We start from the raw sequence: 14,588 nt of genomic DNA, 5'->3' as shown, positions 1-14,588 counted from the left end.
CTGCGTCGCCCCCATCCTCATCTTGCCGACTTCTATTCATACCGCACCATCTCGCGTTTCAAGCGCTGCATGATTTTTTTCTCAAGCCGCGAGATATAGGACTGTGATATTCCCAGCAGATCCGCCACTTCTTTCTGTGTCTTTTCCTCGCCTTCCGGGTTATCGAGGCCAAAACGCATTTTTACGATCAGCTTTTCCCTGCTGGACAGCTTATTGATGGCTTTGATCAAAAGCTTTCTTTCCGCTTCGTTTTCCAGATCCTTATATATGGTATCCTCGTCCGTACCGAGAATGTCCGACAGCAGAAGTTCATTTCCGTCCCAGTCTACGTTGAGAGGCTCATCTATGGATACCTCCATCTTGGTTTTACTATTTCTGCGCAGGTACATGAGGATCTCATTTTCAATGCACCGGGATGCGTAGGTGGCCAGCTTGATTTTCTTCGTAGGGTTAAATGTATTGATGGCCTTGATCAGACCGATCGTCCCTATAGAAATCAGGTCTTCCACTCCGACTCCTGTATTGTCGAACTTTTTAGCTATGTAAACGACCAGACGGAGATTGTGCTCAATCAGAAGCTTTTTGGCTTCCTGGTCATACTCGGAACCGAGATGTTCTATCACTTCTGTTTCCCGTTCTGTCTCCAGCGGGGCCGGCAGCACCTCGGATCCTCCAATATAATGTATTTCTTTGTGGTTAGGGAAGAAAATGCTTCTGATGTCTGGTATTACTTTCAGTTTAAACTGCTGGGGTACTGCTACTTTTACAACCATTTTATATGCCTCCTAATATGTCAGGATTTAAAATCATCTGATATTCCTCTTCTTCTGAAACATGCTCCTCGCAGACGCCTATAACCGGCCTCTCGATCCACCGTTCCTCCTCCAGATGAATACACATTTTCCGAATTCTGAAAACCGGCATAATACTTTCCTTTCCGACCGTTCGGTACGGTATGTAATGGAAACCGTTTTTCATGTCGTCATCTGTCAGAATGGATTTTGCCAGAGCTTTATCTACTACACTTACCGGTTCTCTCGACACACTGTCCTCCAAACCGTTTCCCGTGTCAATTAACGCTTTTACTTTCTGTTCGCCTGCACTGGTATACAGCGTAATCTCACATATCTTTGCCTGCAGAGTCCGCAGTCTGATCAGGAATTTCCAGATTCCCCGTATCAGATAATAGCTGCCCACGGCTGCCGCAAAAAACAGGCTTCCCGCGCGCGCATAGGGATGAAATGCCTGCAGAATCCCCCCGTACAGAAATGCTGCGATATACAACAAACCAAATGCTTTCCAAAATTGCTTTTTTCCTTTGATCTTTAATCCTGTTTTTATCATGAATGTATTGATAACCGCGTGGAATATGATTAATTTTATGACACCCGGCATCGGCACAACTGTCACTGCACATGTCAGTACTGATCCCAATGCTCCGCCCAGAAAGATGCGTCCACGTGTGGTAGGACATTTCAGCACCTGGTTCACTGACAAAAGCAGAAGGGAATCCATCATAAAATTTACAAGAAACAACACGTCTATGTATAATTCATAGTACATGTTCCACCCTCTTTCTCGTTGGTACCATTGGGCACTCAAGCAAGACTTATTATATATTGCATGTCACTGAAATTTTGTCAGATGTTGACGGGAAAAAAAGAAATTGTTTCGACAATCTCACAAGAATCTAATAGAAAGGCTTCCCTGAGAATTTGCTGTAGAAAGAACAGGCAGGAGCTCCGCGGGGCTCCTGCCTGTTTTTTCTTATTGTAACCAGCCTGTCCGGTCTTATTTCTTAAAGAAATCCGGAATCTTAATGGACTGCTCTTTTACTTTACTTGACGGTGTTCTGGGCTGATCCAGGGTCGGCATTGTGCCGCCTGCCGGTCTGCCCGCCGGTCTCGGAGATGCTGTTCTGCGCTCCGGATCAATTGCACTTCTGCTTACCACATCGCCTGACGGAAGAATCGATCCCACCTTCTGCTGGCCTTCCAGTCTTGCTTTTAACTTGGAAGAACTGCCGCCTACGTTATGTAAGCCGGTTGCGATAACAGTAATTGTTGCCTCATCGGATCTGGAGTCATCATACATAGCACCGAAGATGATATTTGCATTCTCACCTGCGAGTTCCTGAACATACTCAGCAGCATCGGATGCATCCATGAGTGTAATATCTCCTGAAATATTGATAATAACGTGGGACGCTCCCTGGATGGTTGTCTCCAGAAGCGGACTGGCAACAGCCTGCTTTACAGCCTCCAGCGCCTTGTCGTCTCCGCGGCCTGCACCGATACCGATGTGCGCGATACCCTTGTCCTTCATGACGGTCTGAATATCCGCGAAGTCCAGGTTGATCAGGGACGGCACATTGATCAGGTCGGTAATACCCTGAATACCCTGCTGCAGCACTTCGTCCGCCTTCTTCAGGGCTTCCGGCATTGTAGTTCTTCTGTCCACTACTTCAAGCAGCTTGTCATTCGGAATGACAATCAGCGTATCCACGTTCTCTTTTAGCTTGTCAATCCCCGCAAGGGCGTTGGCCATACGGGTCTTCGATTCAAAACGGAAGGGCTTTGTTACGACGCCTACCGTCAGGGCGCCCTGTTCTTTTGCGATACGTGCAACGACCGGAGTTGCTCCTGTTCCTGTTCCGCCGCCCATACCACATGTTACGAATACCATGTCAGCGCCTTTCAGTGCGGCAGATATCTCTTCTGAGCTCTCCTCTGCAGCCTTCTCCCCTACTTCCGGCTGCGCACCAGCACCGAGCCCCTTTGTGAGCTTCTCGCCTATCTGCATTAAAGTTGGTGCTTTACATAACTGGAGTGCCTGTTTATCTGTATTAATCGCTATAAATTCGACACCTGCAATCTGCTCATCGATCATGCGGTTTACTGCGTTATTACCGCCGCCGCCGACTCCGATAACAATGATTCTTGCAGCTGCTTCTGATTCGTTGGTTTTAATTTCTAACAAGAGTATTTCCTCCTTTGTCGTCCTATTAATATTATTTTATACATCCCTTATGCTTGAACGATATAATTCAATAAGTATATAATATAGTCTTTTCGGTAAATAATCAATAGATATTTGTGTATTTTCTGATTTTTTTATTCAATTCACGGGCCTTTTATTTTCTTCTGCCAGGTCCCTGAAAGGCTTTTTTTATGGGGTTCTGGAAACATCTTCCATGTGGCTGGTACAGCAACTCATCTCCCTTTCCTTACTCCGGGGCCGGTTCCGTACCTAATGGTTCCTCCGGATTGTCTGTTTCCGGAACAGAATCCTGGTTCTCTGTGTCCTGTGGTTCCGTCACATTCTGTCCATTGTCCTGGCTCTCTTCCCCGCCCGTTATATCCTGCTGTCCTTCTGCTGCCTGTCCGTCGTCCTGCCCTTCGCTCTCTGCCCCTTCCTGTGCTTCTTTCGGCACAAAACGCACCGCCTTGTCTGTGGCATCATAATTCTCCAGGTGCAGGGTGCCCTGCTTGTCCGGATACTGTTCTGTCAGTTTCTGCAGAATCGGCGGTACCTGCGCGAGCCGTACTTCGTAATTCGTCTTTCCCAGCAATACCTCAACATTGCCGAAATACAGGTTTAGGTCGCTCCCTGAGCAGGTAATCCGGTCCGGCGAGAGCTCGTACTTTACCAAAAGCTGCGAGATTTCCACAATACGCTTAAATACATTCTTATCGGAAACCGGCAGAACCTTGCCCAGTTTTACCTTAGAAGCATCCACTTCCATGCCCTCTATATAAGCCGCAGAATCTATCTTCTCCACGGTGGACAGCACAGCCGTACCGTCTTTGTCAAAGTAAAGGTACTGGTTGTTATAGTCAATATAACCGCTTATCTCCTTTTCTTTCACGGTAACCCGTATGGCCCAGGGGGCCCTGAACGAGATCTTTGAGGACTCTACCACCGGCAGCTGTTTCACATCTGCCTTATTATACTTCCACCAGACGTAAACCGAATTCACGGCATACTTGTCTTCCCGGAGCCAGCCGATGACATCATTTTCCGTGCAGTACTTGTTTCCTTTGACCTCGATCTTTTGTATATGAAAAAGAAGCAGAAAGGCAAATACAATAATTACAATACCAAGAATAAATGTCAGCAGTCCAAGAAATACTCCCCGCCGTTTTTTCTTTTTACGCTCCGGCGGACGGTATCCTTCCTTATATAATACTTCGTTTATATATGCCTCATCATCGTATTCTTCATATCTTTCACGTCTGCTCTTTTTTTTACGTTTCATCTGTCGTCCTCCTTTGTATTCTCTGCCCTATTCTATCAGATTGGAAACACTCAGCACAAGCCCCATTTCCAAAAGCAGAAACATAACAGATGTGCCCCCATAGCTGATAAAGGGAAGCGTTATACCAGTATTCGGGATCGAATTCGTTACAACTGCTATATTCAGGATCACCTGAATCATCATATGCGCCATTGCGCCGGCGGCAATCAGAGCCCCCATCAGATCCTTGGCGCGGGTTGCTATGACAAAAAAACGCCAGATCAGAATCAGGAAAAGCAGAATAATCAGGCTTGCCCCCACAAGGCCCAGTTCCTCGCATATGATGGAAAATATCATGTCGTTCTGTGCTTCAGGCAGAAATCCCAGTTTCTGTACGCTTTCTCCCAGGCCCCTGCCGAACAGGCCGCCTGAACCGATGGCATACAGGCCCTGCAGGGTCTGATACCCCTTTTCATAAAGCTCCGGATTCCTCCAGATGGCCAGCCGTTCCAGACGGTAGCTTTCCAATGCCAGAAAGATACCCATAAATCCGCCGGCGGCCACGATCATCCAGACAAACTGCGCGTATTTAGGGCTTGCCACAAAGATCAGCACCGCTGCGATTCCCATAATAATAATCGCAGTACTCAGGTTGCTGGCTCCAACCAGCCCTACTATAGGGAGAACCGGGACCATTACCTTTATGAGCGTTGTAAGTTTCCCCATTTTTTTTGCATTTTTCGTAACCAGGCAGGCCAAAAACAAGATGACGGCAACCTTAGCAAACTCCGACGGCTGAAATGAAACAGGCCCTAAAGACAGCCATCTTTTGGACCCATTGTACTCGTCTCCTATAAACATAACTGCAACCGATAACAGTATCGCCGTCAGGTAGCCCAGGCCTGCCAGGGGTACCCATTTGTGATAATCAATTTTCGCCACGATCATCATGCCAACCAGTCCCAGTGCAGTTGCAAATCCCTGTTTTTTCAGGTAATAAAAAGAATCGTGGAATTTTACCCGCCCATTATAGGCACTGGTGCTGTACAGAAGAACCAGCCCTATGATCACCAGAAGTAACACAACAATCAGCAGTGTATAATCATACCGCTTCTTTTTAGCAGGATGCTCCAATATAAATTCACTCCTTATAACTGATTTACAAGTTCTTTGAATTTATCTCCACGTTCTTCATAATTCTTAAACATTCCCCAACTTGCGCAGGCAGGGGACAGAAGTACAGCGTCACCGGGCCGCGCATATTTTACGCAGGTTTCCACTGCCTCCTCAAACGTATCTGCAAGGATAATATCGCAGAAACCAAGACGTTCTGCTGTCTCTTTAATCTTTTCTCTTGTCGCTCCCAGCAGCACAAGCTTTTTTACTTTGCCGTCAAAAGCCTGAATCCATTCATCATAAGAGGATGCTTTGTCATATCCGCCCCCAATCAGCAGCGTGGGGCGCTTCATCGCCTGAATCCCTTTAATGGCAGCGTCCGGATTGGTTCCCTTGGAATCGTTATAGTATGCAACTCCGTTCTTTTCCGCAACGAACTCGATCCGGTGCTCTACCCCCGGGAATTCCTTCACGGTCTTCCGAATAATCTCCATCGGCACTCCATACGCCGCAGCCATAGCCGCCGCAGCCATTACGTTTTCATGATTATGTGTGCCCAGAAGCTTCAATTCATCTATATGGCAGACCGCCTCCGGTGTCCCATCTATACTGCAGACAATGCTTCCGCCTTCCAGATATATTCCCTTCTCTAGTTTACGCTGGCTGCTGAAATATAGAACCTTTGCGTTCACTTTTTCCGCAAAACCTCTTGTCACCTCGTCCTCATAGTTCAGAACACATGTATCTTCCCCGGTCTGGTTTCTCGCTACATTCAGTTTTGCTGCAATATAGGCCTCCATCGTGTGGTGCCGGTTTAGATGATCCGGCGTAATATTGAGAACAGCGCTTACTTTCGGACGGAAGGTATGTATGCTCTCCAGCTGAAAACTGCTCATCTCTGCCACAATCACCGAATCTGCCCTGGTGTCCAGCGCAATATCTGTATAAGGGTTTCCTATATTCCCCACCACAAAAGTACTGTCCCTGTAATTTTTCATGATCTCCCCGAGAAGCGCTGTGGTGGTCGTCTTTCCATTGGTACCGGTTATGGCAAGCACATCCCCCTTCCCTGAAACAAAGGCCAGCTCAATCTCGCCCCATACAGGAATATTCTTTTCTCTCATCCGGCCTACGACAGGAAGATCCGTTGGCACGCCCGGGCTCATAACGGTGAGATCCAGTGTCTCCAGAACCGCTTCCGGAAGCTTCCCAAATATCATCTTAACGCTGCCATTTATACCATCCAGGATTTCTTCCCTTATCTGCTTCTCGTCCAGAGACGCGTTGCCGTCATAAAGGATCACGTTGGCGCCCTTTTTTACAAGCAGACGGCTTGCCGCCACGCCGCTGATCCCTGAGCCGAACACCAGTACATTTTTTTCTTTTAAGTCCATGATTTATACCCCCATCAGCCCGATCAGACACAGGATCGCCGTCACAATGGAGAATACGGCAACCACCCTCGTCTCAGACCATCCGCACAATTCAAAGTGATGATGGATCGGCGCCATTTTAAAGAATCTTTTTCCGCCTGTCTTTTTAAAATAGGTGACCTGGATCATGACCGAAGCCACTTCTACAAGGTAAATCAGGCCTACAATGATAACAAACAGCGGCATCTGCATCATATATGCCGTTCCAATGACAAAACCTCCCAGTGCCAGAGAACCTGTATCTCCCATGAACACGCTGGCAGGATATACATTAAATAGAAGGAATCCAAGCAGCGCCCCCACTACCGCACAGGTAATCGGCTCCACCCCGCTCTTCGTTCCGATTGCCACAACGGTAAAAAATGTCGCTACCAGCACGGTTACACTGGAAGCCAGGCCGTCCAGGCCGTCCGTAAAATTTGTGCCGTTTACGGTTCCAATCACCGCAATAAACATAAGCGGGATCGCGACCCATCCGATATCCCAGTACCTGCCGCCCGAAAACGGAAGCAGCAGCGTAAGCGGAATCTTTGCGACCTTAATAATATAGTAGGCAAAGATTGCGGTCACCACAATCTGAAGCGCCATCTTTTGTTTCGGATACAGCCCGTCGGACCGTTTCATTACCACTTTTAAATAGTCATCCAAAAATCCGATCAGTCCAAAGCCTATGGTTAAAAACAAAATCGGAATAATATTGGGATAATCCTTCACATAAAACAGGGAGGTAATGATCACGCTGCCAAGGATAATGACACCGCCCATCGTCGGGGTACCTGCTTTTTTCAAATGAGACTGTACGCCGTCCGTTCTCTCGGTCTGCCCCATCTTCAGTTTTCTAAGAAACGGTATTACCACTGGTCCCATGAGTAAACTCAATACAAATGAAATCAATACCGGAATCGCTAAATGATAACTCATACACACACCTCTTCATCTCTTTTGTTAACGGAAATTCGCTCCATACTCTAACTACTTTCGTGTCCTCCCGGCCCGCAGCAGAACACCTCATTCAGTATACCTCATTGGCTGCTGTTTTTCAACCAAAACTCTCTCTCGTTCCCTGACAGAACTCTTTCATTTTTTCTGCTTAATCCGCTATATTTTCTTCCCCTGTACCGTTCTCTTCTGCCTCATCCTGTGCGATTTCCTTTTTTTCTATCCCCAGATACGGCAGGACATTATCGTATATGCTGCGTACCACCGGTGCGGCGATTGTTCCTCCATAATACACGCCCTGCGGGTTATTGATCAGTACCATGCAGAGCACTTGCGGATTTTCTGCAGGCGCGAATCCTAAAAAAGATGAAATATACTTATTAGCGCTTCTAGGCAGTGTCTGAGATGTCGCAGTCTTGCCGCCGATGGTATAACCTTCGATATAGGCATTCTTTCCTGATCCTTCTGAAACAACGCTTTCCAGAAGCATCCTCATAGTTGCGGAAGTCTCCTCAGACACAATTCCCTTCTTCTCTTTATACTTTAATTTTTCAATCTCATTCCCCTCTTTATCCAGTACTGCCATCCCTAAGTGCGGTGTTACTCTCCTGCCCCCGTTTACAAGAGAACTGACTGTTGTCGCCAGCTGAATCGGCGTAACCTGAAATGACTGCCCGAAGGAGATTGTGGCCAGTTCCACCGTACCGATATCTTCCTTCTTATGCATAATGGTTCCAGCCTCTCCCGGCAGGTCAACATTTGTCAGGCTGAGGAGGCCGAACTGTTTAAAATAATCATAAAATTTATCGGAACCGAGCCTGAGCCCGATATCGATAAATACAGGGTTGCAGGAGTTCTGTATCCCCTGTACAAAGGTCTCGGCGCCATGGCCGCCCACCTTATGACAGCGTATTTTTCGGTCCTCCACGACTCTGTAGCCGGGGCATGAGAAGTTATCACTGAGGCTGACAACGCCTTCCTCGAGACATGCAGAAGCCGTAATGATCTTAAATACAGAACCCGGTTCATATGTGTCGTTGATGCATCCATTTCTCCACATACGGTTCAGCTCTTCCTGTTTCTGTTCGTCCGTCAACGTGTCCATATCTGTCCCTGTATTTAGTATATACGGCTCGTTCAGATTAAATTCCGGAACATTGACCATTGCCAGTATTTCACCGTTCTGTGGATTCATCATCAGCACGGAAACGCTGTCAGCCTGTTTTTCTTCTTTTACTTTCAGGGCCGCCTGCTCACAGAACGACTGTATATTGTAATCCAGGCTTATCTGCAGTGTATTTCCCGCCACAGGTTCAATTCGGTCCTCCGCAATTCCCTCCAGTTCAATTCCCCTCGCATCCGTCACAGTCAGGATCGTCCCATTTATTCCTTTGAGGTACTCTTCATACTTCACTTCCAGGCCGATGATCCCCTGGTTATCACCGCCTGTAAATCCCAGTACTTTTGAGCCAATCTCATCGTAGGGGTAATAACGCTTAAAATCTTCGTCTACTTTCACGCCGGCCAGATTATAATTGCGGATTCTGTCTCCCACTTCTTTGGCCACATTTGTTTTTACTTTTTCCATCGAAGAGACTTTTTCGACCCTCTTGCGCACAGTCTCCTCATCCAGCTCCAGCTCCTTCATCAGCGTCTGGATTACCAGTTCCGGATCTTCTATCTGATTGTGTATTACGGAAATCGTACAGACCGTCTTATTTGTGGCAAGCACTGTCCCATTTCTGTCCACGATTTCTCCTCTGGCCGCTTTGATCTCCCGCTCTCTCTCGTGAAGTGATTCCGCTTTTTTCTGGTAGTATTCTGCATCGAATACCATGAGATATACAAGGCGGCCGATCAGTGCCAGCAAAATGACAGATGCACAGCAGAATACGACAAGTATCTTCCTTTTATTATATGTTTTGTTCTTCATAAATAAATAACCTTACAAAAGACATTTTTATAACATATTACATCTTTTGTAAGGTTATGCGTATTCTATTCCGTTGGCTGACCGGCCGCCCAGTCATCCAGGTCCGGATTGTAGTTTTCATCTATATAGGAGCCGTCTGCATTATCATAAGTATCCTCATAGGCAGAATCAAAATTCTCGTACTCTGTCTGCTGGGGCTGTGTGCCCTCCTGTACGGTTCCTACCGTAGCTGCAGTATATCCCTCCATTGTTGTGATGCCAAGATAAGGAAATGCCTGCGCCATGATTTTATTTGACAACTCCAGAACATAGCTGCTTGTGGACTGATCCGGCACGTTTGGCTCGTCTATGACCACATATACAACGACCTCCGGATTCTCCTGGGGAGCGTACCCTATAAAGGATAGCAGATACTTTCCCTGATCACGCGGCAGTTTTTCGGCAGTACCGGTCTTTCCTCCGATATCATAGCCCTCCACTGCGGCGCCCTGTCCTGTTCCGGTAGTCATAACCGCCTTCATATACTGTTTGACCGTGGTCGATGTTTCAGAAGAAATTGTCTTTCTGAGGAGTACCGGATCCTTGGTCTCAATGACCTTTCCGCTTTCATCCTGGATCTGTTTTACTACATGGGGTTCGTAGTAATACCCTCCGTTGACCAGAGAGGAAAATGCCGCCGCCATCTGCGTCATAGTCACATTAAATCCCTGCCCAAAGGAATTGGTTGCCAGGTCTGTAATTCCCATTGTCTCTTCCGTATAGACAAGAGGTGACGTTGAGGCTTCTCCCGGCAGGTCTATCCCCGTATATTCACCGAATCCGAAAATATGCTGATACCTGGTGAAATCCTTGATTCCAATGGACTCAGCCATCTGCATCAGTGCCACATTGCAGGAGTTTGCCACTGCCTGTTCCACAGTTTCCGGGCCATGCCCTGTCCGGAGATGGCAATGGATATCATAATCTCCGACATGCAGATAGCCGCCGCAGACATAGTTCTCATCCCCCTTTAATGCCCCCGTTTCCAGTCCTGCCGCTACCGTAAAAGGCTTTGCTGTAGAACCGGGCTCAAACGCATCGCTGACACAGAAATTCCTCCACAGCGCATTCATTGCTTCAAGCTGTTCATCATCCGACATTTCTTTCAGCTGTTCTTCCGAATATAAGCCAGTCAGGTCTCTGGGATTATTCAGGTCAAAATTCGGATAAGATGCCTCGGCCAGAATCTCCCCTGTATTGGGGTTCATGATTATGACTGCTGTATTCTTACTTCCGGGTTCCCCTTCCCGCTCCTGTCCGGTATGCGCCTCGTTGAATTCTCTAATGCACTGCTCTACAATACTCTGCAGCGTCATATCTATCGTGGATACGACCGTACTGCCATTCTTTGCCGGCTTCACCGTGCGCTCTACCGTAGACTTGCTGTCAAAGTAACCATATTCACGGCCATCGGTCCCGTTCAGAATCGCATTGTATGCGCTCTCAATTCCGACCGCGCCCTGATTGCCGGATACGGTAAATCCTACCACATCGCTGGCCAGGGAGTTGTATGGATATGACCGGTTATAATCGTCTTCCAGCCAGATTCCCTTGACATTCGGATTCTTTTTCTTATCTTCCTCTATCGCCTCAAATTCCTTTGCCTTCTCGTAGGATACGCCCTTTGCCAGTATTTCATACCTGCTTTCCGGCTTTTCCTTTATAAGGGTCCGGATCTTTGATTCCTTGATTCCAAAGCAGTCTTCCAGCACTTTAATCGTGGGCTCTATATACTCATCGTCCGATACCATCACATTAACATCCAGGATGACATTGTACACTCTCTCGCTGGTGGCGATCTTGGTGCCGTTACGGTCCACAATATCTCCCCGTTTATAAGGGATTACTCTGCTGTCATACTCCTGCTGGTCAAGCACAATCTTGGTATATTTATTCCCCTTAGAGGCATTAATATAAGTAATTCTCCCTACAAGAACAATAAAAGCCAGTATGATTGCCATGAACAGCATTACCAGCTTTTTTTGCATCCTCTTCGGAAATTTTTTAGTTAAAAATTGAAATCTATTTTTTCTTTTACGTTTTGCCATAGTTGTTATCCTTAATCTGATACGTCTCTGGATTTCGCCAGAACACCGTCAGATGGTATGTCATTGTACTGCTTTACATAGTCGCTTGTAGGGCTCTCATACTCCACTACATTGCCCTGCGCCGCATATACCATTCCCATCTCATTCATGGCTTTGCTGCGTATCTCCTCCAGATTTACGGAGTCCGCCGCTGCGTTATACGCCGTATCATTCTCGTCTGTCAGGTCTGCAAGCTTCTCCTGCAGCACTGAAATGTTCTCTGACCTGTTTACAATGTCTGACTGCAGTTTCAGATATGCAACACATATAAAAACTGCACAGACTGCTGCTGCTACCAGAAATACCGCGTAAGCGGGGCTCATATTCATAGCTCTTTTCCGGTTTTTTCGCACCTGGCGGCTTGTCCTTTCCGGACGCTGCGGCCGCTCCTCTGGCATTCTCTTTGGCAGGACTTCCGGCTGGCGTACTGTATTACCATAAACATATGCCTGTCTATGGCTGCTATTCATGCTGTCTGATCTTCTGTATGCGGTAACTTGTCTTCTTGCAGCCATGATCGTCTGCCCCTTTCCTTGATGCTGTTCCGCCAGGCTCTCCCCTTCCTGACGGAGCTCTATTTGCTATACTCCTTATAAATGCAGCTTCCCCACAATCGGAAGCTTAACCCTCATCAGGCTCCCTACTTCCTGATGGGATGTACTAGCTCCGTTCAAATATCCGCAGTTTTGCGCTCTTGGAACGGCTGTTTTCTTCCAGTTCTTCCTCACTGGGCAGAATTGGTTTTCTTGTAATTACTTTTCCTTTTGATACATTTCCACAGACACATACCGGGAAATGGCTCGGACAGGTACACGGATTCTCATTCTTCCGAAACGCACTCTTGACAATCCGGTCCTCCAGTGAATGGAAGGTTATGATACAAATCCTTCCGCCCGGATTCAACAGTTCAATCATGTCGTCCAGCGTGTCCCGAAGTACTTCAAGCTCACGGTTAAGTTCGATCCTGATGGCCTGATATGTCCTCTTGGAGGGATGTCCCGAAGTCTTTTGGATCTTCATCGGGATGGCCTGTCTGATAATCTCATTCAACTGTCCTGTAGTTTCGATCGGGCCCTTCCCGCGTGCGATTACAATATGCTTTGCAATATTCTTTGCAAACCTGTCTTCCCCGTAATCCCGTATCACGCGGTAAAGGTCCGATTCGCTGTAGCCATTGACAATATCCTTTGCCGTCATCTTCTGCCTCTGATCCATCCTCATGTCCAAAGGTGCATCTGTCCGATAGGAAAATCCCCGTTCTGCCGTATCCAGTTGGTAAGATGATACGCCCAGATCCAGAACAATTCCATCGACTTTGTCAATGCCTATCTCATGGAGCCTCGGCTTCATATCACAATAATTGCTCCTGATTATTGTAACTCTCTCCCCGAAGTCGAGTAATCGGGCGCCGGCCGCTTCAATCGCCGCCGCGTCCTGGTCTATTCCTATAAAACTCCCCTTGCTGCTTAATTTGCTGCACACTTCAAAGGCATGTCCGCCCCCGCCGAGTGTAGCGTCAACGTAAATCCCGTCCGGCTTTACCGCCAGACCGTCTACAGTTTCTTCAAGTAAAACTGATGTGTGCCTGAATGCCATAAATTCCTCCATTTGTCATCAGAGCAGCCATCACTTTTAGATTCTGATCCCAATTGCTTCCATTCTTTCTGCAATGGCATCCAGATCCTCTTCGCTGACCATGCTCCGCTCTTCCCAAAGTGCCTTATCCCAGATTTCAACGCGGTCCTGAACTCCCACGAGGACAACATCTTTTTCCAGTCCGGCTGCTTTCCTGAGCGTGGGAGGTACAAGTACCCTTCCCTGCTTATCAAAACTGCCTTCTGATGCACTTCCGAAGAAATAACGCTTGAATACTCTGGCATCTTTACTCATGCGTGGTAAGGTTTCCAGTTCGGCAACGAATTTGTTCCATTCGTCCATGGAGTAGACAAAAAGGCAACCCTCCAAGCCATTACAAATTACAAAACTATCTCCCAAATCGTCTCGTAACTTGGCTGGGATGATTAGTCGGCCTTTTTCATCAATTGTATGATTAAACTCTCCTAATAACATCCGGAACCCCTTCTGCTAAGTGGGCCTCCACATTCCTCCCCACTTTGTGCCACTCACTACCACTTCCTACCACTTGTCACCATTGTAAACCACTCTTCCTCCATTTTCAAGTCCTTTTTTCAAAAAAATTCTTGGGAGGGGGTGGGGCGTTTGGGTACGTCCGCCGGGAAAAGCGGGAATATGGGGGCCTGGGGCGGTATACGGGGGTAAGCCGGACTAAAAGAAAAAAGACGGAAAACCAGGACAACCTTGACCCTGAGCCCAAAATCTGATCATTTTGATCTCAGGGTCAAGGAAAAACTGTGATTTGTGATCACAGTTTTTGTCCTGGTTTTCCGCCTTTTTTCTTTAAGTCCGGCTAACTCCCGCAAAGACGCCCCTGGCTCCCATATTCCCGCTTTTCCCGGCTGTGTTCATCCGGAAACTGACAACTGCCGCTTCCCCTTTGGGGAATTGGCGGGAATGGCTGGGGCGCGGGGCGGGGCGGAGATTTACACTTGCGCTTTGGGGAGGGGATTTTGTGCGATGGAGAGAAGTGGGGGGAAATATGTTTAGGTGGTGGCCGGTGGGGGAATTAATCTGAGTGGAGACAGGTGGAGATGTTCTTCAATTCGTGGTGGCTGGGGGGGAATTAATTTGAGTGGGGACAGGTGGAGATTCTCTTCAATATGTGGTAGCTGGTGGGGGAGTTTTAAACGTATCCCATCCCCGTCCCCCTTTCGTCACCGTCCACG

At 47.5% G+C, this 14,588-nt stretch carries 12 protein-coding genes; all 12 read right to left on the bottom strand.

Annotated elements, in window-relative coordinates; translation table 11 throughout:
• Positions 1-32: 32 nt before the first annotated feature.
• The 12 genes from sigE to mraZ all read right to left on the bottom strand — a co-directional run bounded on the left by sigE (position 33) and on the right by mraZ (position 13,854).
• Positions 33-773: an RNA polymerase sporulation sigma factor SigE gene (gene sigE / locus GKG43_RS09955; protein ID WP_025655694.1), complete on the bottom strand. Its 741-nt coding sequence runs from the start codon at positions 771-773 to the stop codon at positions 33-35.
• Between the two features lies 1 nt (position 774).
• Complete coding sequence (locus GKG43_RS09950) at positions 775-1,563, bottom strand: sigma-E processing peptidase SpoIIGA (protein ID WP_050640909.1); 789 nt, start codon at positions 1,561-1,563, stop codon at positions 775-777.
• A 228-nt stretch (positions 1,564-1,791) separates the two neighbouring features.
• Positions 1,792-2,979, bottom strand: coding sequence for a cell division protein FtsZ (ftsZ, locus tag GKG43_RS09945; protein ID WP_050640910.1), 1,188 nt, complete (start codon positions 2,977-2,979; stop codon positions 1,792-1,794).
• Positions 2,980-3,226: 247 nt separating this feature from the next.
• Positions 3,227-4,258, bottom strand: a complete 1,032-nt coding sequence (locus GKG43_RS09940; RefSeq protein WP_129879055.1) for an FtsQ-type POTRA domain-containing protein — start codon at positions 4,256-4,258, stop codon at positions 3,227-3,229.
• Positions 4,259-4,285: 27 nt separating this feature from the next.
• Positions 4,286-5,371 (bottom strand): putative peptidoglycan glycosyltransferase FtsW, encoded by a 1,086-nt coding sequence (locus GKG43_RS09935; protein ID WP_050640911.1) that lies wholly within the window; start codon positions 5,369-5,371, stop codon positions 4,286-4,288.
• Positions 5,372-5,385: 14 nt separating this feature from the next.
• Positions 5,386-6,747: a UDP-N-acetylmuramoyl-L-alanine--D-glutamate ligase gene (gene murD, locus GKG43_RS09930; protein WP_129879054.1), complete on the bottom strand. Its 1,362-nt coding sequence runs from the start codon at positions 6,745-6,747 to the stop codon at positions 5,386-5,388.
• A gap of 3 nt (positions 6,748-6,750) precedes the next feature.
• The gene (mraY, locus tag GKG43_RS09925) at positions 6,751-7,707 is read right to left on the bottom strand and encodes a phospho-N-acetylmuramoyl-pentapeptide-transferase (RefSeq protein WP_050640913.1); all 957 of its coding nucleotides are present in this window, start codon (positions 7,705-7,707) and stop codon (positions 6,751-6,753) included.
• Positions 7,708-7,876: 169 nt separating this feature from the next.
• Positions 7,877-9,658, bottom strand: a complete 1,782-nt coding sequence (locus tag GKG43_RS09920) for a penicillin-binding transpeptidase domain-containing protein (protein ID WP_050640914.1) — start codon at positions 9,656-9,658, stop codon at positions 7,877-7,879.
• A 65-nt stretch (positions 9,659-9,723) separates the two neighbouring features.
• On the bottom strand, positions 9,724-11,685 hold the full coding sequence (locus GKG43_RS09915; protein ID WP_347562933.1) for a penicillin-binding protein 2: 1,962 nt from the start codon (positions 11,683-11,685) through the stop codon (positions 9,724-9,726).
• 71 nt (positions 11,686-11,756) lie between these two features.
• The gene (locus GKG43_RS09910) at positions 11,757-12,299 is read right to left on the bottom strand and encodes a hypothetical protein (RefSeq protein ID WP_050640916.1); all 543 of its coding nucleotides are present in this window, start codon (positions 12,297-12,299) and stop codon (positions 11,757-11,759) included.
• A 145-nt stretch (positions 12,300-12,444) separates the two neighbouring features.
• The gene (rsmH, locus tag GKG43_RS09905; protein WP_050640917.1) at positions 12,445-13,380 is read right to left on the bottom strand and encodes a 16S rRNA (cytosine(1402)-N(4))-methyltransferase RsmH; all 936 of its coding nucleotides are present in this window, start codon (positions 13,378-13,380) and stop codon (positions 12,445-12,447) included.
• A gap of 36 nt (positions 13,381-13,416) precedes the next feature.
• The gene (mraZ, locus tag GKG43_RS09900) at positions 13,417-13,854 is read right to left on the bottom strand and encodes a division/cell wall cluster transcriptional repressor MraZ (protein ID WP_025655684.1); all 438 of its coding nucleotides are present in this window, start codon (positions 13,852-13,854) and stop codon (positions 13,417-13,419) included.
• Between the last annotated feature and the right edge of the window lie 734 nt (positions 13,855-14,588).

This window comes from Eubacterium sp. BIOML-A2 (assembly GCF_009680135.1).
In the GTDB taxonomy this organism is placed as follows: Bacteria; Bacillota; Clostridia; order Lachnospirales; family Lachnospiraceae; genus Faecalicatena; species Faecalicatena contortus_B.
Note: the sequence above shows the minus strand (reverse complement) of the source record. Positions and strands in the feature narration are given on the sequence as shown.

What these genes read in the sequence shown, in the direction of transcription:
- sigE (WP_025655694.1), bottom strand. Translation starts at nt 773, where the DNA reads ATGGTTGTAAAAGTAGCAGTACCCCAGCAGTTTAAACTGAAAGTAATA.
- GKG43_RS09950 (WP_050640909.1), bottom strand. Translation starts at nt 1,563, where the DNA reads ATGTACTATGAATTATACATAGACGTGTTGTTTCTTGTAAATTTTATG.
- GKG43_RS09940 (WP_129879055.1), bottom strand. Translation starts at nt 4,258, where the DNA reads ATGAAACGTAAAAAAAAGAGCAGACGTGAAAGATATGAAGAATACGAT.
- murD (WP_129879054.1), bottom strand. Translation starts at nt 6,747, where the DNA reads ATGGACTTAAAAGAAAAAAATGTACTGGTGTTCGGCTCAGGGATCAGC.
- mraY (WP_050640913.1), bottom strand. Translation starts at nt 7,707, where the DNA reads ATGAGTTATCATTTAGCGATTCCGGTATTGATTTCATTTGTATTGAGT.
- GKG43_RS09920 (WP_050640914.1), bottom strand. Translation starts at nt 9,658, where the DNA reads ATGAAGAACAAAACATATAATAAAAGGAAGATACTTGTCGTATTCTGC.
- GKG43_RS09915 (WP_347562933.1), bottom strand. Translation starts at nt 11,685, where the DNA reads ATGCAAAAAAAGCTGGTAATGCTGTTCATGGCAATCATACTGGCTTTT.
- GKG43_RS09910 (WP_050640916.1), bottom strand. Translation starts at nt 12,299, where the DNA reads ATGGCTGCAAGAAGACAAGTTACCGCATACAGAAGATCAGACAGCATG.
- rsmH (WP_050640917.1), bottom strand. Translation starts at nt 13,380, where the DNA reads ATGGCATTCAGGCACACATCAGTTTTACTTGAAGAAACTGTAGACGGT.
- mraZ (WP_025655684.1), bottom strand. Translation starts at nt 13,854, where the DNA reads ATGTTATTAGGAGAGTTTAATCATACAATTGATGAAAAAGGCCGACTA.